Source organism: Sphaerospermopsis torques-reginae ITEP-024 (assembly GCF_019598945.1).
Lineage (GTDB): Bacteria > Cyanobacteriota > Cyanobacteriia > Cyanobacteriales > Nostocaceae > Sphaerospermopsis.
Map to the genome: position 1 here is coordinate 2,320,717 of NZ_CP080598.1, position 18,511 is coordinate 2,339,227.

The window sequence follows — 18,511 nt, forward strand, 5'->3', positions numbered from 1 at the left end:
TAAATATCAATAAACTAACAAATAAATGTTGCATTTTAGGTAATTTCATCAGAACTTTATCAAAAAAATATATTTTTGATATTTTCTCATCTGCCAATATTCTGATTTTTCTGAAAAATAATTTATCTTCCTTTCGGAACTTGTTAATTATAATACAGGATTCATCAAAACCTAATTCTGTAGATAGATACAAAGCTTGAAAAAATATTTAATTATCAAAGGTGCGGATTTAATATATATTAATGATATTAATAATCACAGTAATAATTTTACTAAGTACAAAATCCCAAGACTTCCTGTATTCAGGAAACTCGATATATAAAAATAATTTATTCAAAAACTACCTGATTTACAAATTTTTAACCGGATTAAACTAAAGGTTTGTTAATTGATGATTGTGAGCATTAATTGTATCGTTTCAGACTTACCTATTAAATAGGTTTCATTTTGTGAGGAAGTTAAGGAGATAATTAGGTGGAAGGTATGACAACAACTCAGGAATTAGCTTCTGCGTCTATCCTCACCTTGGGAACAGGTTGGTTTCCCAAAACACCAGGAGGATTAGAAAGGTATATTTATGAACTAACTCAAAAATTAGCTATAAATAAAGACCGCATAGAATTATGTGGAGTAGGTTTACCAGATGACAAAAATACACTCATTAAGTCAAATATTAAGTTAAATAATTTAGCATCTCCAGATAGTCAAATTTGGAAAAGATTATGGTCTATTCGGACTAACTTCCAAAAAACTAGGTTATATCAACCTGATGCAATTAATTTACATTTCGCATTATATAGCTTTCCGATTTTGGATCTTTTACCGAAAGAAGTACCAATTACTTTTAATTTTCATGGTCCTTGGGCTTCAGAAAGTAAGGAAGAAGAAGTAAATAAAAACCTCAGTATTTGGATGAAGAAGCAGTTGATAGAAAAAAATACTTATAATCGGTGCGATCGCTTTATTGTTCTCAGCCAAGCTTTTGGTAATATTTTACATCAACAATATCAAGTTCCCTGGGATAAAATTCATATTATCCCCGGTGGAGTAGACATCAATCACTTCCAATATAATCTATCTCGTCTCGCAGCTAGAAAACAACTAGGGTGGCCAACGGATCGACCAATATTATTTACCTCTCGTCGTCTAGTTTATCGCATGGGAATTGATAAGTTATTACAAGCAATAGCCATAATTAAACCCACAATTCCTGATATTTGGTTAGCTATTGCTGGACGTGGACATATTCAAAATTTACTACAACAACAGGTGATAGAACTAGGACTAGAAAACAATGTTAAATTCTTAGGTTTTTTGCCAGATGAACAGTTACCAATTGCTTACCAAGCTGCTAATTTAACAGTAATGCCTAGTCAATCTTTTGAAGGTTTTGGTTTAGCAATTGTGGAATCTTTAGCCTGTGGTACTCCGGTTTTATGTACACCGGTAGGGGGAATGCCAGAAATTTTACAGGGTTTTGCACCAGCTTTAATTACTGATTCAATCACTGTTGATAGTATTGCTGATAAATTAGAACAAGCAATGTTAAGAAAAATCATTTCACCTTCTAGAGAAGACTGTCGTAATTATGCAGTACAAAATTATGATTGGAATCATATTTCTCAACAAGTAAGACAAGTTATTTTAGCTGATAAAAATTGATAAATTAAACGCAGATAAACGCAGATGAGGGGAAATGATAATGAAGGTTTTATTTTTAGATCAAAGTGGTAAACCTGGTGGTGCTGAGTTATGTTTGTTAGATATTGCTAAACCCTTTGCTGATACTTGTTTAGTTGGTTTATTTGCAGATGGTGATTTTAGAAAGTTACTGGAAATTAATCATATTCCTGTGGAAGTTTTAGCAACTCAAGCTATTAATGTTAAAAAGCAAAGTAGTTTATTTACAGCATTAGCTAGTTTAGGACAACTCACACCTTTAATTAATAAAGTAGTTCAACGCGCTAGGGAATATGATTTAATTTACGCTAATACTCAAAAAGCTTTAGTTGTCGGTGCAATAGCGAGTTTTTTAGCACGTCGTCCTTTGGTTTATCATTTACATGATATTCTATCTTTAGAACATTTTAGTAACACTAATCTCTGGGTTGCTATTACTTTAATTAATCGTTTTGCATCTTTAGTAATTGCTAATTCTCAAGCTAGTAAAACTGCATTTATCCAAGCTGGGGGAAAAGCTGATTTTGTAGAAGTTGTCTATAATGGTTTTACTATTAAAAATTATCAAGTTTCTGAAAATGAACCTCAACAATTAAGGCTAAATTTGGGATTAGAGGATAAATTTGTCGTGGGACATTTTAGCCGTATTTCTCCCTGGAAAGGACAGCATATTTTAATTGATGCTTTGGCAGAATGTCCAGAAAATGTTCATGTTATTTTAGTCGGTGATGCTTTATTTGGTGAGGATGAATATGTACAAGAATTACACCAAAAAGTACAAGCTTTAAATTTAGAAAACCGAGTTAAATTTTTAGGTTTTCGTGATGATATTCCGCAATTAATGTCAGCTTGTGATTTAGTGGCACATACATCAATTGCACCTGAACCTTTTGGGAGAGTTATTGTTGAAGCAATGCTGTGCGGTAAACCTGTGGTTGCTGCTAAAGCTGGGGGTGCAATAGAATTAGTTGAAGATGGGATCAATGGTTTTTTAGTTACACCAAATAACCCCCAGGAATTAGCACAGGTAATTAATAATTGTGTTCAGGAAAAAGACTTGATGCAAAATATCGCTAATGATGCTAGAATTAGTGCTAGTCAACGTTTTGATGTGAATATTATTAATCAGCAAATTCATCAAAAAATTCATCAAAAAATTCAAGAACTATTAACAACATAATCACAACCAAAATCAGAATTTTTGGCTTTTCTCTGCGTTCTCTGCGTCTCTGCGGTTTGTTCCAAAAAATCCGCTCTCAATATAATATAATCAAAGACTGCTAATCATCAATGTTGGGTTTCCTTACGTCAACCCAACCTACATCTAACTACGCTGCTTCCCGCATTGGTGAGGTTATATTAACTTCAGGAAAAGGAAGAGAAAGTTGTTCTCCTGGGGGTGCTGCTGCTTCTTCTAATACCTTGACTTCAATATTAACACTGACTAAATAACTACCTGTATCTGCACCTACAGCTTCAGCAATTAATTTTGCTATGTCTGGACGTTTTGCAGTCAGAGGATCACGTAAAATACAACGATCCCATTCATGCTTGGCAGTTGGATTAAGATTGAGAATATAGTGTTTCATCATAGTAATATCCTTGTAATATCTTTGAATCCATCTTCCAGATGTTGTTTACAGGTCGGACACGATGAATTTATTATAGTACAATTATACTATTCTGTCAAGAGTTCAAGCTCCGATACAACCCAAACCAGTTCGCATAACGGGGATAACCCCCGCCAGCGAATGGTTTCCCTACAAAAAAGGAGGGATTGAAGTTTGTTTTACTGATTAAAAACGGATTTAGGCAAAATTAGAGAATGCTAACCCAGAATTATTGGTTTTGATCTTGATGATTGATTCCTAAAAAGGATGAACCATTATTTGCAGAAGTTAAATACTGAGAATCATTAACCCAGATTGACTGTTGAGGTACGGGAATATGAATTCCAACTTCATCAAAAGCAATTTTTAGACGACGACGATATTCTCGCGCTACATCCCATTGTTTGAGGGGTTGGGTTTTGATCCAAACACGAATCATCATCCCGCGATCGCCAAAATTATCAATTCCCAAAATACTGGGGGTTTCAATAATTTGTCGTTTCCATTGAGGTTCTTGATTCATCTGGATAGCGACATTTTCAATTAATTTCAAAGCCTCATCAATATCAGTTTGGTAAGAAACTGGAATAGTTAAATCAGCACGGGACCAGCGACTAGAAAGATTAGCTACAACTTTAATTTCGCTGTTAGGAATTGTAATTAATCTTCCTTCTGAATCCCGTATTTGAGTCATTCGCAAATTGAGATTTTCCACTAAACCACCCACATTTCCCACAGTAATCACATCACCCAAAGCATATTGATCTTCAAGAATAATCAAAAAGCCATTAATGGCATCTTTAATTAAGTTCTGAGAAGCCAAAGATACAGCCACACCAATTAAACCAGCACCAGCTAAAAGAGGAACAATATTTATTCCCAAAGCAATTAAGGACATTAGGATTCCTGCACCTACCCAAATAATGATAGTGATACTTTTAGTAACCCCAGAAAATGTGGATATTCTCAATTGCAAACGTTCGGAAGTTTCTGGAGTTAGTAATGCTCCACCACTGATGATAGTAGAGGTAAAATGATCTATAATGGCATAGGTAAACCTTACTGTTAGATATGTTCCCACACCAACAACTATTAATTTAATGGGAATTTTGGCAATGGTGAGAATCCCAATTTGTAGGGCTTGGGTAGCAGGAAATAGTCCTAAAATAATTAAACTACCACTGACCCAAATTCCAGCTTGTGCAAGTTGAAATAGTCGGGTTTTAACTTCTTGAAGATGTCGCTCTTGCTGTTTATTTAGTAATGTAGTGATGGGTTGATCTTCTGAGGAATCAGAGTCAGAGACTTTGAGGAAATTATTACTTAAACGTTTTTGGAAACGACGAACTCCCCAACTCATGATTACCATAGCGATGGTAGTACCAGAGGCGATCGCCAATTGTTCTAAAAATTGATTTTCTTTTTCTTGCTGTGGTTGAGTTAATGTTGTTTTAGTAAATGTAGTTTTATGTAAACTTTCTGGTATTTCTGGTAGATTATTCGGTGTCTGGGCTGTAGCTTTAGGTATGGGTGCAATGGATATGATCATTGAACCCGTAATCGCTAAAAATTTACCTAGCACTTAAATACCTCCTTGGGTAATAGACATTTTGTGGTCATGAAATGTGTATAACCACGAAACCCCTGTAGGGACAATTCATGAATTGTCCCTACGATAATTTTTACCAGATGTGTCATCATCTATGTAAGGATTTAGCAATTATAGTATTACCAGAGAAAGATGAAAAAACCAAAAGTTAGATCGGGTCTTAATCTTACTTATATTGAAGATATAGGTAGTATGTAATAGCTAATAGGTATTTATGATAAAATATGGCTAATTAAATGTAGAACAGATTAGAAACAATATTTTGGAAAAATTTCCCATGTCTCGACCATCTTTTGTGATTTTTGCCCAAAATTACCTTTTTGCACTACTTAGTAATTATGGTAATGTTTTCCTCAATGAACTTATTCCCCGTAACCCTAAATTGAGAGTCTATAAACATCCTTCTCGATTAGGCTGGGAAAGTACATACATAAAAACACTTTTTAACGATAACCCGCGTATATTGGTTAGTCCTGAAGTGGTGGCAGAAGCAAAAATGGTAGATGTATTGTTTGAACCTGACATCAATAAATCTAGGACATCCTTGGGATTATTGGGAGAATTTACTTCAAATCCCTGTATTATTTCACCTCTACGCTGGACACCAAATATCTGGGAATTACGAACTTGTCTCAGTCATTTTTTAACATGGACAAGTGAAGCGGATGGTAAGATTATTCCTGTCAATGAAACTTTAAAAGATAGAGAACAGGAAGAATCAAAAGAAGAAGATAATAAAAGCCAATTGATCATCGTTCCCTCTATTTTCCCTGACCATTGGCAAGGATTTGGAATTAAACCATCTGCTATAAATATTCCAGGGGTTTATAATTTACCTGCAATTTTCTCTACTACTATTGTGGTCACAAATCAACTACCTATAGATATTTCCACTCTTTGGCTGAGGATTTTAGGACGTGGAAAAACTCAAAGACAGGCGATAATGGAACTTTTTAACTCAGATATTGATGATCCACTTTATACTTTAGCTCGGCAACAGTTATATCAATGGTATCAATTTTTATTACAAGGTGACATGGGTAAGGAATCTCAGCTATTGATGCAAACTTTGGCTTCATTGATTTAATCAAATCTACTCACTGCTAAGTAGCTGGTCATAATTCAATATAAAATGTGGGATGGGCATCTTGCCCGTCAACAGACTAGAAGCCTGTTCCACTATCTAGCAATGAAAAATTACCTTTGCTGATCAATAGGGAATGAGTATTTACCGGAAAATATGGCTACTTGTCAGAAAATATTGTTAAAGTACGTAAAGGTTTATCAACCTGTTTCATTTTTTAGAGGATAATTGTTCATGACCGCAACCGCTCCCAGATTAAAGCACGAGGTTAAAGACCTCGCCCTCGCTCCCTTGGGAAGACAACGTATTGACTGGGCTGGACGGGAAATGCCAGTATTAAAGCAAATTCGCGATCGCTTTGAGAAAGAAAAGCCTTTTGCTGGTTTGCGCTTAGTTGCTTGCGCCCACGTTACCACCGAAACCGCCCATTTGGCGATCGCCTTAAAAGCCGGTGGTGCTGATGCTGTTTTAATTGCCAGTAACCCTTTATCTACACAAGATGACGTAGCTGCTTGCTTAGTCACCGATTACGAAATTCCTGTATTTGCGATGAAAGGCGAAGATGCAGCAACCTATAGCCGCCACGTGCAAATCGCTTTAGATCATCGTCCTAACATTATTATTGATGACGGTAGTGATGTAGTAGCCGAATTGGTTCAACACCGTCAAGATCAAATTAAAGATTTAATTGGTACAACCGAAGAAACCACCACCGGTATTGTGCGTTTACGCGCTATGTTGGCTGATGGCGTGTTAACTTTCCCCGCGATGAACGTTAACGACGCAGACACCAAGCACTTCTTTGATAACCGCTACGGTACTGGTCAATCTACCTTAGACGGCATTATCCGCGCTACAAATATATTGCTGGCTGGTAAAACCATTGTAGTAGCTGGTTATGGCTGGTGCGGTAAAGGTACTGCTTTACGTGCGCGTGGTTTGGGTGCTAACGTTATCGTTACCGAAATTGACCCCATTAAAGCGATTGAAGCGGTAATGGATGGTTTCCGGGTATTACCCATGTCTGAAGCTGCTTCTGAAGGTGACTTGTTTATTACCGTGACTGGTAACAAGCACGTAGTCCGGGGTGAACACTTCGACGCAATGAAAGATGGTGCGATCGTTTGTAACTCTGGTCACTTTGATATTGAGTTAGATTTGAAATATTTAGCAAGTCAAGCTAAGGAAATCAAAACAGTAAGACCTTTCACAGAACAGTATATCCTCAACAGTGGTAAATCTGTGATTGTACTGGGTGAAGGTCGTTTAGTTAACCTAGCTGCTGCGGAAGGACATCCTAGCGCGGTAATGGATATGAGTTTTGCTAACCAAGCGTTAGCTTGTGAATACCTGGTTAAGAATAAGGGTAAGTTAGCACCTGGTTTGTATTCTATCCCTACTGAGGTTGATCAAGAAATTGCTCGTTTGAAGTTGCAAGCTTTGGGTATTGCAATTGATAGTTTGACTGCTGATCAGGTTGAGTATATCAATTCTTGGCAGTCTGGAACTTAATCATTTAATTAGTTGATTTTTTGGGGATAGGCGGTTTTGCTTATCCCTTTTTTTTAACGAACCACGAAGGAGCGAAGGAAACGAAGGAAGAAGGGAAGAAGAGAAGAAGGTATTAGTTAAGAAGTTAGGTATAATATAAGATAGAAAATAAGGCTTTATGTTTTTATGTCGGCGAAAGATGTTTTTCATAATGCAGTTAGGTTAGCTTTAGAAAAAGATGGTTGGTTAATTACCGATGATCCTTTATATTTTCGACTGACAGCATTAGTTAAAATTAGAATAGATTTAGGTGCAGAAAAGCTAATTGGTGCTGAAAAAGATCATCAAAAGATAGCGGTGGAAGTAAAAAGTTTTATAGGACTTTCAGCAATTTCTGAATTTCATACAGCTATTGGTCAATTTTTGAATTATAGGATAGCATTAGAACAGGAAGACTCTGAAAGAGTATTATATTTAGCAATATCCAAAGATATATATCAAGAATTTTTTACCGATACCTTTATTCAAACTGTTTTAGAAAGATACAATATCAAATTATTAGTTTTTGATATTCAGAAGGAGGAAATAGTGTTATGGAAACATTAGATTATCGGGAGATAGTAAAAAATCTCATTTATAAATATGCCAATGAACAACCAGTAGAAGATTTAGAAAATACTGAAATTGTTTTTGATACAGAACGGGATATTTATTTACTGTTGTATGCAGGATGGCGTGATGAAAATAGAATTTATGGTTGTCCCATTCATATTAGTATCAAAGATGGGAAAATTTGGATTCAAAAAGATTTTACAGAGGAAGGAATTGCTAATCAGTTGGTAGAGTTAGGAGTACCGAAAACGGATATTGTTTTAGCTTTTAGATCACCTTATGTCAGACAGTTTACTGGTTTTGCATCGGTTTAGATTCTTAATTCATTTTTTGTGATTCTGATTCAAAACATATAATACCATGACACAAAAAACATACCCACTTCCTCTAACCTTTGAGCAAATTCTGAATCTTGTTTTACAACTTCCTGCACAAGAACAAGAAGAAATAATTCAACAAATAAAGAAAAATTCACCTGAAAACAGAGAGGAAGACTTACTAACTGTTTTTGATAGAATTGGTAAAAATGCTCAAGCTAAAGGACTTACAGAAGAAATATTAGAAGAACTATTAGCTGATGAATCATAAATTAATTGTCATTGACACCAATGTTTTAATTAGTGCTGCACTGAGTCCAACTGGAACAGCAAGGAAAGCTCTAGAAAAAGCCTATAAAAAATTTAAAATCGCTCAAAGTACAGCAACTTATGAAGAGTTAAAAACCAGAATTTATAAACCTAAGTTTGATAAATATATTTCAAATGAAGAACGGGAAGATTTTTTAGCAGTAGTTGAAAAATATAGTCAATTTATAATAATTCAAACTCAATTAATCATCTGTCGAGATCCAGACGACAACAAATTTTTAGAACTGGTGAAAGATGCTAACGCCGAATTTTTAATAACTGGCGATGAAGACTTATTATCACTGAATATTTTAGCTGAATATCAGAACCAGATTATTACACCTAGAGATTTTTTAAATCTTGATTAAATTTACCCTAAAATATAAATTCTTGGCAGTTGGGAACTTAATCATTTAAAACCCATATCCCGACAGGGAATTAATTCCCTGTCTCATAGCTGAAGTAATCTAAAGATGACTGGGTAAAATAAAGGTCTTTTAGTAAACTTTAGTTTACTTTGGCTATTAGCCCGGAAATATGGCTAACGCCACGCTTCGCTATCATTTCTGGGCGAGTTTGGAAGCACAACGATTAATAGTTGGTTTTTTGGGGATGGGCGTTTTGCTTGTTCCTTTTTTTTTGTTTCGCGCAAAGACGCTAAGGAGCAAAGACGCAAAGGGGGTGCATCATTTTATCCTGTTCCATCCACCTTGAGATAGAAGTTTAGTCTAGGTAAAGAATAATGAGAGTAGGATAAAATTTCATGAATAATCGAATAGTCTAGGTAAAGAATAATGAAAAGAATAATGAGAGTAGGATAGAATTTTATGTGAAACAATGATAAAATAAAGTAATGTCAAAAAAGCGTAAATTACTGGAGAAAGTCCTTTCGGGATCTAGAAATCTCCAATTTGATGATTTAGTGACTTTAGTTGAAGCCTTTGGTTTTTCTTTATCACGTATCAACGGTAGTCATCACATTTTTACTCATCCAAATATCCCTGAACTTATTAACTTACAAAATCGCAATGGTAAAGCTATTCCTTATCAGGTTCAGCAATTTCTAACATTAATTGAAAAATATTCCTTAACTTTGGAGGATGAGCAATGAAACACTATCACATTAATATTTTCTACAGTCAAGAAGATGAAGGTTATATTGCTGATATTCCTGATTTAAAATATTGTTCAGGTTTTGGTTTAACTGAAGAAGAAGCACTGCAAGAAGTTCTCAAAGCTAAAGCTGCTTGGTTAGAAGCTGCGGAAATAGCAGGTAAACCCATTCCAGAACCAAGATATAAACCTGTAATTTATCAAATAGCTTCATAGCTTGATAGTCTTATGGAAAGATTAAATTATAGATAATGTTGTAAATATTCTATGTACTGTTGTAACTTTTCTTTTTCTTCTTCACAATCTATAGAACATACATATATATGTTCTATGATTTGATCATCATAATAGTATCTATTTTTTACATCATTCAAACATTCTATATACTTATCTAAATCCTGTTCTAGCTTGCTAATATAGGCGCTTTTTTGAACAATTTGCTTTTGCAACTGCTGTATTTTATTTCGATAAATATTATTTTCATGTAAAACACTGGAATTAATATTTTTTGATTTTACATCTAATCTATGCTTTAAAAAACTGTTATCTTCTTCCAACTCTTTAACACGGTTATCCAGATAATCTTTCTCTCTTGTAACTACTTCTAGTTGGTATTCTTTCTGATTAAAATTCCTTGTTAATTCATGGAAATTATCTGTTAATTCATTAAAATCTTCTGTTAATTCATCAAAATTTTCCGATCATATATTGAAATTTTCAAGAATTTCAGATTTTTCAGCTTCCAATTTTTTAATCACAGCATCTTTTTGAGCAATCTGTTTTTGTAATTCCTCAGTCAAACCACTACTATCACTAACCGTCAATGCACTTAATTTCCATTCAACATCTCTTAATTTTCTTTCAACATCTCTTAAATCAGCACTTAAAGAATCTCTGTCTTCTTCTAATTCCTGAATACGATTATTACTATCCTCTATAGCTGTTTGTAACTCTAATTCTTTTTCAGTAAGTTTTATTTCCAACTCCTTGATTTTTTGAAGATTTTGATTTTTCTCATCTTCTAAATTCTTAATCTCATTATTTTTTTGAGCAATCTGAGATTCTAACTTTTCTATATCACTATCTACAGGTTTATTATTTAAAACTTCAATTTCACCTTCTAATTGTTGCACACGACTATGCAAACTCATATTCTCTTGTGTCAGTGATTCACAATTAGATTTTTCATTAGTAACACTTGCTTCTAATAACGATATATTTTGTAAATTCTCCCCTTTTTGTATTTCCAAACTTTGAATCAAACCATCTTTATAAATTATAACATCTTGCAGGTTTTTTAATTCGTTTTTAATTTGCTCTAACTCAATACTATTATCAGTTCTAGATTGTAAATCTTTAACTAACTCTTCACATCTAAATTCTAAACCACTCAACTTTGGAGTTAATGAATTAATCTCATTTTCTTTTGTAGCAATTATAGACTTGAGAACTTGCAATGATTGATCAAATGTATTCTTTTCTTTAACAAGAAGTTCATTTTTCTGTTTAATAACTTCAATATCTTGATTAATAGCTTGAATTTTGATCACAGCTTCATTACGTTCATTCATTAACACCTGAACTTTGTCTAAAACCAAATCCCATGTTTTATCTTCCAAGTTTTCCTTATAAACAATACCTCCCAACTTTTGAATAAAGGATTTTTGATTTGTTTCCAAGTCTTGATTTCTTTGTTTAAAAATAGTATTTTGTATCTGTAACTTATTATTCAACTCTAAAGTTGTTTGATATTCCTGAAGTAAAGTATTAATTTGTTGTTCTAGCTTTTGAATTTCTTGTTTTAAAGATTCATTGTCACCAGTCAATATCTCAACTTTTTTATTCAACTGCTGAGATTGAGAAAATACATCTAAAAAAACTTTAGTGATTAAATTATATTTAGCCACATTCTGAACATCTTGTGTAGTAATATTTAATTGCGGTTGATTATTTTCTCTAAATAGTAGATAACTCAAAATTAAGATAATACCTATCAAAATAGTAATAGTAATCATAGAAATACCCCTTTCAATAACTAATTAGGTAAAGTTGTATTGGTAAAGATATATAACAACTCAGTTAATATTATAACGAAACTAAAAAATTTACTATCAGAACAAATGCTTATTATATTAAATTGTTCTTATACAAGTATGTAGTATGTAGGTTGGGTTGAGGTACGTAACCCAACATCTTCATAATTTTATTGCGTTGGGTTGCGCTTTGCTTAACCCAACCTACGAACATAACATAAAGGCATTACTTAAAAAATCAGGTATAATTTAAGATAAAATATCACTTTAAATTTTTATGTCAGCGAAAGATATTTTTCATAATACAGTTAAAATAGCCTTAGAAAAGGATGGGTGGTTAATTACTGATGATCCTTTATCGTTTAAACTAACTGAAAACGTCAAGGTAAGAATAGACTTAGGTGCAGAAAAGTTAATTACTGCGGAGAAAAATAATCAAAAAATAGCGGTATAGGTAAAAGTTTTATAGGACTTTCAGCAATTTCTGAATTTCATACAGCCATTGGTCAGTTTTTAAATTATAAGGTAGTATTAACACACAAAGATCCTCAAAGAAAATTATATCTTGCCATATCTGAAGACATATATACAGGATTTTTTCTAGATACTTTTATTCAAACTGTTTTACAGACTTATGACATTAATTTATTAGTGTTTGATGTAAAAAAGGAGGAAATATTACTATGGAAACCTTAAATTATCGAGAAATAGTTAAAAATTTTATCCAAAACTATGCAGAAGAATGTGGAGAAGATTCAGAAAATATTGAAATAGTTTTTGATACACAAAGAGATGTTTACTTATTATTGGTTACAGGTTGGGAAGATGAAAAAAGAATTTATTGGTTTCCCATTCATATTAAAATTAAAGATGATAAAATCTGGATTGAAAGAGACTTTACAGAAGAAGGAATTGCTCAACAGTTGGTAGAATTAGGTGTACCGAAAACTGATATTGTTTTAGGTTTTAGATCACCTTATATTAGACAGTTTACAGGTTTTGCATCGGTTTAGATTTTTTATTACAGGAGATTGTTTTATGGAAACAATGAATTATCCTGAATTAGTCCAAACCGTATTAGCAAGACATACAGAAAGTCATTTACCCAAAGGAACAGAACTACAATTAATATTTGATAATCAAAGAAATCATTATTTAGTAATTCATCTAGGATGGGAAGGTGAAAAACGGACTTATGGTTCAATGATTCATGTAGATATTAAAGATGGAAAAATCTGTATTCAGTGCGACTTTACAGAGGAAGGGATAGCTAATGAATTATTAGAATTAGGAGTACCAAAAACGGATATAGTGTTAGGATTTAGAGCGCCTCATATTAGACAATTTACTGATTTTGCACAAAGTTAAAACTTTGCCTTCTTCCTTTGCGTCTTTGCGTCTTTGCGTGAGATAAAAATTATGGTATAGGTGCATTTTTCGGATGTTTCCCAGCATAATAAACAACAACCTTTAATTGATCCTCATCAGGAATATAAAATACCCTATCACCACTAGTAACTTCATACTCCCAAGCACCTTTATAAACTTTCCCCTTTAAAGGAAAAACCCGCTTAGGTTGTCTAGTTGTCGGTGCATTACATAAATCTTCATAACAACGACTACAATTTTCAGGATAACGTTGCATCAGAGCTTCCCACTCTCGATTCACCCTTTTATTTTTAGCAACTACTAACCAAGTTCCAAGTGTTTGATATAATGTAGGTGCAGATAATTTTACTTCTGGTGGTTCTACATTATCCATTAACTCATTTTCAGCAGGATGATCTGACATAAAAAATCACACACCATTTTTATTAATAGGTGGTGTTAAAGGTATTTCATCACTCTCATCCTTAAAAGCTGCTGCTAACTCAGGACTACTAATAGCTATTGAACTTTCTTTCCACTCATAAATAATAGCATCAATCATATCCCAAGCCTCATTAGAAGTATCAGTTAAGCGAAAAGCTTCACTCACCTCTTTAATAAAATCTTGCAACTCATCCGCATCAAATACGCTCAACCATCCGTAAGGATGCTCATAACCAATTTTTTGTCCTAACAACAACCGAAACGCTAAAGATAAAACCTCAAAAACCGCCTTGCTTTGATTTATTCCTTTCACTAAATAACCCACATCTTCACGACGCAACAGCGCAAAAGATTGATCATTTCTAGTAATAGTAATTGGGCGTTCATAAGCCTTATCTAAAATCTTGCCTGGTTGACGATTTAACTCAGTGGCCGTCACTAACTCATCTGAGAAGGCATTGCTAAAAATTGCCATTGACATGATACTGGCGTTTTCCAGAAACGCTGACTTAAAATTTATAGATGAAATGGTTATACGTACTATTTTACGTAAATATTATTTTTTGTCAATAGGTTATCTAAAAACAACTTCTTTATTAACTTACTGTGTTGGGTTGTGCCATGATTAATCCAAGCTACAAATATTAGCCTAATAATTAATTCTCAGGCGGTACTTTTGCTATTAGCCTAATAATTAATTCTCATGCGGTACTATCAATTAATGATATTATACAAATAATCTCATGATCACCCAAAAAATGCCCCAAAAAATGCCCCAAAAAATGCCCCAAAAAATAACCCAAGTTGATGCTTTCACCCATACACCATTTACAGGCAACCCCGCCGCAGTTTGTGTATTAGCAACTCCCCAACCCGACGACTGGATGCAACAAGTCGCCCAAGAAATGAATTTATCAGAAACGGCTTTTTTAATCAAACAAAATGACGGTTTTAATCTGCGTTGGTTTACTCCATCGGTAGAAGTTCCCCTTTGTGGTCATGCCACTTTAGCCAGCGCCCATGTATTATGGTCAGAAGGTCATCTATCACCAGAACAAGAAGCCCATTTCTATACAAAAAGTGGTTTATTAATCGCTAAGAAAAAAGATGATTGGATTGAATTAGATTTTCCTGTAAATTATTCCCAAACCATAGAACCACCATCAGAACTTAGTGAGGTTTTAGGAATAGATTATAAATCAGTTTACCTTAATTCTCTAGGTTATTTAGTAGAAGTTGAATCTGCGGAATTAGTGCGAGAAATGCAGCCGAATTTTCAACAGATGAAAAAGTTGCCTATTGCTAATGTAATTGTTACCAGTATAGGTGAGTCAGGATATGATTTTGTATCGCGGTTTTTTGCTCCAGGGTTAGGTATTGATGAAGATCCGGTAACTGGTGCTGCACATTGTTGTTTAGCACCATTTTGGCGTGAAAGGTTAAAAAAAGATGAGTTTTTAGCTTATCAAGCTTCTCGTCGTGGTGGAGTAGTAAAAGTTTATTATCCTGGTGAAAATCGCGTTTTTTTAGCAGGACAAGCTATAACTGTAATGCGTGGTGAGTTATTAGGTGACTGGGGACTGGGGACTGGGGACTGGGTAATAAATTTGATGTTTCCCTATTAACTATCAAATATTAATTATCAATTATCAATTATCACCTTTTCCCCAATTACCAATTACCAATTACCCATTACCAATTACCAATTACCCATTACCAATTACCCATTACCCATTACCAATTACCCAATGACTACTAAACAGATAAAGATTAAAAGTAATAAAAGTGTCTTGAAACCTTGTGACTGGCCGATTGAAAATTTACCAGGATTAAGTCCAGATGAACTTTTAAAATTGCAAAGTTGTGATATTAAAACTACACTGGATTTAGTTAAACAAGGGAAAACACCAGCAGCTAAACTTGCATTAGCAAGTAAATTACAAATCAATCTTCAATATGTTCATAAATGGGTGGCTTTAGCGGATCTGGCACGTCTTCCCAGTGTGGGTACTCAATATTGTGGTTTATTGCTTCATGCGGGTGTCATTTCTGTTATGCAATTGGCAGAAATTCCTAGCCATAAATTACATCAACAAATTATGCGTTTGCAAGTAGCAACATTACAACGACGTGATTTATGTCCGGCTGTGGAATTGGTGCAACAATGGAGTCAACAAGCAAAGGTAATTGGTAATTGGTAATTGGTAATTGGTAATTGGTAATTGGTAATTGGTAATTGGTAATTGGTAAATAATTATTCCCTATTCCCTATTTCCTCTTAACTGTCACCTGTCACCTGTCACCTACTCTTTAATTAACACACCATTTAAGAAAATATCAGCCAAACCTTCAGCCATCTGTTGCATTTCTTGGGGTGATGCGTTGGGTTCGATGAGAGTATTATCAGAAAAACCTGCGATCGCAAACATTCCCAAAAACACCTTAGCCACTAATTTAGCATCCATCTGCCGATAGATGCCTTTATCCATTGCCGTTTGAAAAAATGCTTCTGCCACATCTGTCATTTTATCAATGACTTCGGTTTGAATGCGATCGCGCAAATCTTGATGAAACTGCACTTCCATGAAACAAACTCGCATCATGTCCACATTTTTCCGCATATTCCACATTCTGCGGCGCATTACCTGGGCTACAGCTTTATAACTAGCCATTTCACTCAATTCTGTCAACAAATCTGTGAGAATTTCCACCCAGCCATTTGTCGCCACCTCTACCAAAATTGCTTTTTTATTGGCAAAATGACGAAAGAGCGTACCCTCAGCTACCCCTGCGGCCTGTGCTAAATCACGGGTTGTAGTACCATCAAATCCCTGAGATGCAAATAACCGCTGTGCCGCCTGAAGAATGCGATCACGGGTTTGAGCTTCTGAGGGAGGGGGAGAATTAAAAACTCGCATAGTAGTTATTGCTATATCTCAGGAACAAGACTTGTAGCAATATTGTCTAACATCAAATCCAAAAAGCGCAGAAAGCTTAATATAAGATTAACTCTCTGCTTGCTAATTAACCTAATTCTCAAGAAGTGTAAATTTACTTTAATTTTTGCTATGAAACATTTGATTTTGGATTTTAGATTTTGGATTTTAGATTGGTTAAGGGATAAAACTAATAAATCACCTGTTCAGAATAATCTTAGCCGTCTGTTAGCAGTGGCTTTGGCGCTGTTAATATTTGGTTGCGGTTTAACTCCCCAAGCAGCTTTAGCACTGCAACCCCAGCAAACTTCCATTCAACCTTATTTAGATCGGGTGGTGAAGGAGTTAACAGAATTTACCCTCGATAATGGGCTGAAATTCATAGTTTTAGAACGACATCAAGCCCCCGTAGTTTCCTTTGTCACCTATGCTGATGTTGGTGGTATAGATGAACCTGATGGCCAAACAGGGGTAGCACATTTTTTAGAGCATTTGGCTTTTAAAGGTACAAAACGCATTGGTACAACAGACTATCTAGCCGAAAAACCATTATTAAACCAGTTAGAACAATTAGATCAGCAAATTAAAACCGCCAAAGCTCAAAATAAAACAGAAGACTTAGCAAAGCTACAAACTGAGTTTAAATCATTAGAAAATCAGGCTCAGAAGTTGGTTAAGCAAAACGAAATGGGTAAAATTGTTGAGCAAGCAGGAGGTGTAGGTTTAAATGCTACTACTTCTAGTGAAGCTACTCGTTATTTTTACAGTTTTCCCGCTAATAAGTTAGAACTGTGGATGTCTTTGGAGTCAGAGCGATTTTTAGAACCTGTTTTTCGGGAGTTTTATAAAGAAAGAGATGTAATTTTAGAAGAACGACGGATGCGTGTAGAAAATTCTCCCGTCGGTTTCATGGTAGAAAAATTTATGGATACCGCTTTTAAGGTCCATCCCTACAGAAGACCAGTGATAGGCTATGACGAAGATATCCGCAACCTCTCACCAGCAAATGTCAAACAATTTTTTGAAAATTATTATGTTCCTAGTAATTTAACCATTGCTGTTGTCGGTGATGTTAACCCGGATGAGGTGAAAAGATTAGCCAAAATTTATTTTGGACGTTATCAGTCTAAACCCAAAGCACAAGCAAAAATTCTCCCCGAACCAAAACAAACCGAACCGAGAGAAATTACCGTAGAGCTATCTTCTCAACCTTGGTATTTTGAAGGTTATCACCGTCCCGCTATTACTGATCCTGATAATGCAGTTTATGACATCATGGCCAGTTTATTAAGTGATGGACGCACTTCCAGACTTTATAAGTCTTTGATAGAAAAACAACGGTTAGCTTTAGCTGCTCAAGGTTTGAGTGGTTTTCCTGGTGATAAATATGGGAATTTAATGTTATTTTATGCCCTGACAGCACCAGGACATACAGTTGATGAATTGGCGATCGCCCTGGGTAAAGAAATTGAAAAATTGAAAACAGAACCTGTATCAGCAACAGAATTACAGCGGGTGAAAACTCAAGCTAGAGCGGGTTTATTACGCAGTTTAGATTCTAATATGGGCATGGCGCAGCAATTATTGGAATATGAAGTCAAAACCGGTTCTTGGCGGAATTTGTTTAAACAATTGGATGATATTGCTAAAGTTACACCTGCGGATATTCAACGGGTAGCACAGGCAACTTTTACCCCAGAAAATCGCACTGTGGGTAAGTTGTTGTCAAAGCAAGGATAAGGATAGAGATAGGTGACAGGTGACAGGTGACAGGTGACAGGTGACAGAAGAAACAGGGGAGAGGTATTTTCCCCCTTGCTCCCTGCTCCCTGTTCCCTATTCCCTGCAAAATAAGAGTTATGAACCGCAAAGTACGCAAAGTACACAAAGGAAGAAGAGAGGTTA

General features: G+C 34.8%; 22 protein-coding genes and 1 pseudogene. 16 read left to right on the forward strand and 7 right to left on the reverse strand.

Annotation, left to right across the window (positions count from 1 at the left end):
• Positions 1 to 483 precede the first annotated feature (483 nt).
• Complete coding sequence (locus K2F26_RS10850; protein WP_220611472.1) at positions 484 to 1,662, forward strand: glycosyltransferase family 4 protein; 1,179 nt, start codon at positions 484 to 486, stop codon at positions 1,660 to 1,662.
• Positions 1,663 to 1,702: 40 nt separating this feature from the next.
• Positions 1,703 to 2,860: a glycosyltransferase family 4 protein gene (locus K2F26_RS10855; RefSeq protein WP_220611473.1), complete on the forward strand. Its 1,158-nt coding sequence runs from the start codon at positions 1,703 to 1,705 to the stop codon at positions 2,858 to 2,860.
• 148 nt (positions 2,861 to 3,008) lie between these two features.
• Here the strand turns inward: K2F26_RS10855 and K2F26_RS10860 are convergent, their stop codons facing one another.
• Complete coding sequence (locus K2F26_RS10860) at positions 3,009 to 3,272, reverse strand: hypothetical protein (RefSeq protein WP_194056770.1); 264 nt, start codon at positions 3,270 to 3,272, stop codon at positions 3,009 to 3,011.
• Between the two features lie 247 nt (positions 3,273 to 3,519).
• Positions 3,520 to 4,872 carry a mechanosensitive ion channel family protein gene (locus tag K2F26_RS10865; protein WP_246605581.1) on the reverse strand — a complete coding sequence of 451 codons (1,353 nt, stop codon included), beginning with the start codon at positions 4,870 to 4,872 and terminating at the stop codon, positions 3,520 to 3,522.
• Between the two features lie 304 nt (positions 4,873 to 5,176).
• Between K2F26_RS10865 and K2F26_RS10870 the strand changes: the two genes are divergently transcribed.
• The 8 genes from K2F26_RS10870 (at position 5,177) to K2F26_RS10905 (ending at position 10,041) form a co-directional block, all read left to right on the forward strand.
• Entirely contained in the window at positions 5,177 to 5,986 is an 810-nt protein-coding gene (locus tag K2F26_RS10870) for a hypothetical protein (RefSeq protein WP_220611474.1), read from the forward strand.
• Positions 5,987 to 6,217: 231 nt separating this feature from the next.
• The gene (gene ahcY / locus K2F26_RS10875) at positions 6,218 to 7,495 is read left to right on the forward strand and encodes an adenosylhomocysteinase (RefSeq protein ID WP_220611475.1); all 1,278 of its coding nucleotides are present in this window, start codon (positions 6,218 to 6,220) and stop codon (positions 7,493 to 7,495) included.
• Positions 7,496 to 7,660: 165 nt separating this feature from the next.
• Positions 7,661 to 8,080 carry a XisH family protein gene (locus tag K2F26_RS10880; protein ID WP_220611476.1) on the forward strand — a complete coding sequence of 140 codons (420 nt, stop codon included), beginning with the start codon at positions 7,661 to 7,663 and terminating at the stop codon, positions 8,078 to 8,080.
• Positions 8,068 to 8,400 (forward strand): XisI protein, encoded by a 333-nt coding sequence (locus K2F26_RS10885; protein ID WP_220611477.1) that lies wholly within the window; start codon positions 8,068 to 8,070, stop codon positions 8,398 to 8,400. Before K2F26_RS10880 ends, K2F26_RS10885 begins: the two co-directional genes overlap by 13 nt.
• A 46-nt stretch (positions 8,401 to 8,446) precedes the next feature.
• The gene (locus K2F26_RS10890) at positions 8,447 to 8,674 is read left to right on the forward strand and encodes a hypothetical protein (protein WP_220611478.1); all 228 of its coding nucleotides are present in this window, start codon (positions 8,447 to 8,449) and stop codon (positions 8,672 to 8,674) included.
• Complete coding sequence (locus tag K2F26_RS10895; protein ID WP_220611479.1) at positions 8,664 to 9,080, forward strand: putative toxin-antitoxin system toxin component, PIN family; 417 nt, start codon at positions 8,664 to 8,666, stop codon at positions 9,078 to 9,080. Before K2F26_RS10890 ends, K2F26_RS10895 begins: the two co-directional genes overlap by 11 nt.
• Before the next feature lie 485 nt (positions 9,081 to 9,565).
• Complete coding sequence (locus K2F26_RS10900) at positions 9,566 to 9,823, forward strand: type II toxin-antitoxin system HicA family toxin (RefSeq protein ID WP_220611480.1); 258 nt, start codon at positions 9,566 to 9,568, stop codon at positions 9,821 to 9,823.
• On the forward strand, positions 9,820 to 10,041 hold the full coding sequence (locus K2F26_RS10905) for a type II toxin-antitoxin system HicB family antitoxin (RefSeq protein ID WP_220611481.1): 222 nt from the start codon (positions 9,820 to 9,822) through the stop codon (positions 10,039 to 10,041). Before K2F26_RS10900 ends, K2F26_RS10905 begins: the two co-directional genes overlap by 4 nt.
• Before the next feature lie 26 nt (positions 10,042 to 10,067).
• Here the strand turns inward: K2F26_RS10905 and K2F26_RS10910 are convergent, their stop codons facing one another.
• Positions 10,068 to 10,382, reverse strand: a complete 315-nt coding sequence (locus K2F26_RS10910) for a hypothetical protein (RefSeq protein ID WP_220611482.1) — start codon at positions 10,380 to 10,382, stop codon at positions 10,068 to 10,070.
• Positions 10,383 to 10,526: 144 nt separating this feature from the next.
• Entirely contained in the window at positions 10,527 to 11,840 is a 1,314-nt protein-coding gene (locus K2F26_RS10915; RefSeq protein ID WP_220611483.1) for a hypothetical protein, read from the reverse strand.
• 295 nt (positions 11,841 to 12,135) lie between these two features.
• On the opposite strand from K2F26_RS10915, the pseudogene K2F26_RS10920 reads away from it, so the two are divergent.
• The 3 genes and pseudogenes from K2F26_RS10920 to K2F26_RS10930 all read left to right on the forward strand — a co-directional run bounded on the left by K2F26_RS10920 (position 12,136) and on the right by K2F26_RS10930 (position 13,226).
• Positions 12,136 to 12,554: pseudogene (locus K2F26_RS10920) on the forward strand (XisH family protein).
• A complete protein-coding gene (locus K2F26_RS10925; protein WP_220611484.1) occupies positions 12,542 to 12,871 on the forward strand; it encodes a XisI protein in 330 nt (109 codons plus the stop codon). Before K2F26_RS10920 ends, K2F26_RS10925 begins: the two are co-directional and overlap by 13 nt.
• Before the next feature lie 25 nt (positions 12,872 to 12,896).
• Positions 12,897 to 13,226 (forward strand): XisI protein, encoded by a 330-nt coding sequence (locus K2F26_RS10930; RefSeq protein WP_220611485.1) that lies wholly within the window; start codon positions 12,897 to 12,899, stop codon positions 13,224 to 13,226.
• Between the two features lie 49 nt (positions 13,227 to 13,275).
• Here the strand turns inward: K2F26_RS10930 and K2F26_RS10935 are convergent, their stop codons facing one another.
• The gene (locus K2F26_RS10935) at positions 13,276 to 13,650 is read right to left on the reverse strand and encodes a hypothetical protein (RefSeq protein WP_220611486.1); all 375 of its coding nucleotides are present in this window, start codon (positions 13,648 to 13,650) and stop codon (positions 13,276 to 13,278) included.
• A 6-nt stretch (positions 13,651 to 13,656) separates the two neighbouring features.
• Entirely contained in the window at positions 13,657 to 14,145 is a 489-nt protein-coding gene (locus tag K2F26_RS10940) for a hypothetical protein (protein ID WP_220611487.1), read from the reverse strand.
• Between the two features lie 307 nt (positions 14,146 to 14,452).
• Here K2F26_RS10940 and K2F26_RS10945 point away from each other — a divergent pair, with 307 nt between their 5' ends.
• Positions 14,453 to 15,295 (forward strand): PhzF family phenazine biosynthesis protein, encoded by an 843-nt coding sequence (locus K2F26_RS10945; protein ID WP_220611854.1) that lies wholly within the window; start codon positions 14,453 to 14,455, stop codon positions 15,293 to 15,295.
• 123 nt (positions 15,296 to 15,418) lie between these two features.
• Positions 15,419 to 15,871: a DUF4332 domain-containing protein gene (locus K2F26_RS10950; RefSeq protein ID WP_220611855.1), complete on the forward strand. Its 453-nt coding sequence runs from the start codon at positions 15,419 to 15,421 to the stop codon at positions 15,869 to 15,871.
• 102 nt (positions 15,872 to 15,973) lie between these two features.
• Here the strand turns inward: K2F26_RS10950 and K2F26_RS10955 are convergent, their stop codons facing one another.
• Entirely contained in the window at positions 15,974 to 16,588 is a 615-nt protein-coding gene (locus tag K2F26_RS10955; protein WP_220611488.1) for a TetR/AcrR family transcriptional regulator, read from the reverse strand.
• 150 nt (positions 16,589 to 16,738) lie between these two features.
• On the opposite strand from K2F26_RS10955, the gene K2F26_RS10960 reads away from it, so the two are divergent.
• Positions 16,739 to 18,346 (forward strand): M16 family metallopeptidase, encoded by a 1,608-nt coding sequence (locus tag K2F26_RS10960; protein WP_220611489.1) that lies wholly within the window; start codon positions 16,739 to 16,741, stop codon positions 18,344 to 18,346.
• The last annotated feature ends 165 nt before the right edge of the window (positions 18,347 to 18,511 follow it).

Excerpts from the sequence above, each read along its gene's own strand:
- K2F26_RS10955 (WP_220611488.1), bottom strand. The coding sequence starts at position 16,588 with ATGCGAGTTTTTAATTCTCCCCCTCCCTCAGAAGCTCAAACCCGTGAT.
- K2F26_RS10925 (WP_220611484.1), top strand. The coding sequence starts at position 12,542 with ATGGAAACCTTAAATTATCGAGAAATAGTTAAAAATTTTATCCAAAAC.
- K2F26_RS10850 (WP_220611472.1), top strand. The coding sequence starts at position 484 with ATGACAACAACTCAGGAATTAGCTTCTGCGTCTATCCTCACCTTGGGA.
- K2F26_RS10950 (WP_220611855.1), top strand. The coding sequence starts at position 15,419 with ATGACTACTAAACAGATAAAGATTAAAAGTAATAAAAGTGTCTTGAAA.
- K2F26_RS10960 (WP_220611489.1), top strand. The coding sequence starts at position 16,739 with ATGAAACATTTGATTTTGGATTTTAGATTTTGGATTTTAGATTGGTTA.
- K2F26_RS10935 (WP_220611486.1), bottom strand. The coding sequence starts at position 13,650 with ATGTCAGATCATCCTGCTGAAAATGAGTTAATGGATAATGTAGAACCA.
- K2F26_RS10885 (WP_220611477.1), top strand. The coding sequence starts at position 8,068 with ATGGAAACATTAGATTATCGGGAGATAGTAAAAAATCTCATTTATAAA.
- K2F26_RS10860 (WP_194056770.1), bottom strand. The coding sequence starts at position 3,272 with ATGATGAAACACTATATTCTCAATCTTAATCCAACTGCCAAGCATGAA.
- K2F26_RS10895 (WP_220611479.1), top strand. The coding sequence starts at position 8,664 with ATGAATCATAAATTAATTGTCATTGACACCAATGTTTTAATTAGTGCT.
- ahcY (WP_220611475.1), top strand. The coding sequence starts at position 6,218 with ATGACCGCAACCGCTCCCAGATTAAAGCACGAGGTTAAAGACCTCGCC.
- K2F26_RS10855 (WP_220611473.1), top strand. The coding sequence starts at position 1,703 with ATGAAGGTTTTATTTTTAGATCAAAGTGGTAAACCTGGTGGTGCTGAG.
- K2F26_RS10870 (WP_220611474.1), top strand. The coding sequence starts at position 5,177 with ATGTCTCGACCATCTTTTGTGATTTTTGCCCAAAATTACCTTTTTGCA.
- K2F26_RS10890 (WP_220611478.1), top strand. The coding sequence starts at position 8,447 with ATGACACAAAAAACATACCCACTTCCTCTAACCTTTGAGCAAATTCTG.
- K2F26_RS10880 (WP_220611476.1), top strand. The coding sequence starts at position 7,661 with ATGTCGGCGAAAGATGTTTTTCATAATGCAGTTAGGTTAGCTTTAGAA.
- K2F26_RS10900 (WP_220611480.1), top strand. The coding sequence starts at position 9,566 with ATGTCAAAAAAGCGTAAATTACTGGAGAAAGTCCTTTCGGGATCTAGA.
- K2F26_RS10945 (WP_220611854.1), top strand. The coding sequence starts at position 14,453 with ATGCCCCAAAAAATAACCCAAGTTGATGCTTTCACCCATACACCATTT.
- K2F26_RS10930 (WP_220611485.1), top strand. The coding sequence starts at position 12,897 with ATGGAAACAATGAATTATCCTGAATTAGTCCAAACCGTATTAGCAAGA.
- K2F26_RS10940 (WP_220611487.1), bottom strand. The coding sequence starts at position 14,145 with ATGGCAATTTTTAGCAATGCCTTCTCAGATGAGTTAGTGACGGCCACT.
- K2F26_RS10905 (WP_220611481.1), top strand. The coding sequence starts at position 9,820 with ATGAAACACTATCACATTAATATTTTCTACAGTCAAGAAGATGAAGGT.
- K2F26_RS10915 (WP_220611483.1), bottom strand. The coding sequence starts at position 11,840 with ATGATTACTATTACTATTTTGATAGGTATTATCTTAATTTTGAGTTAT.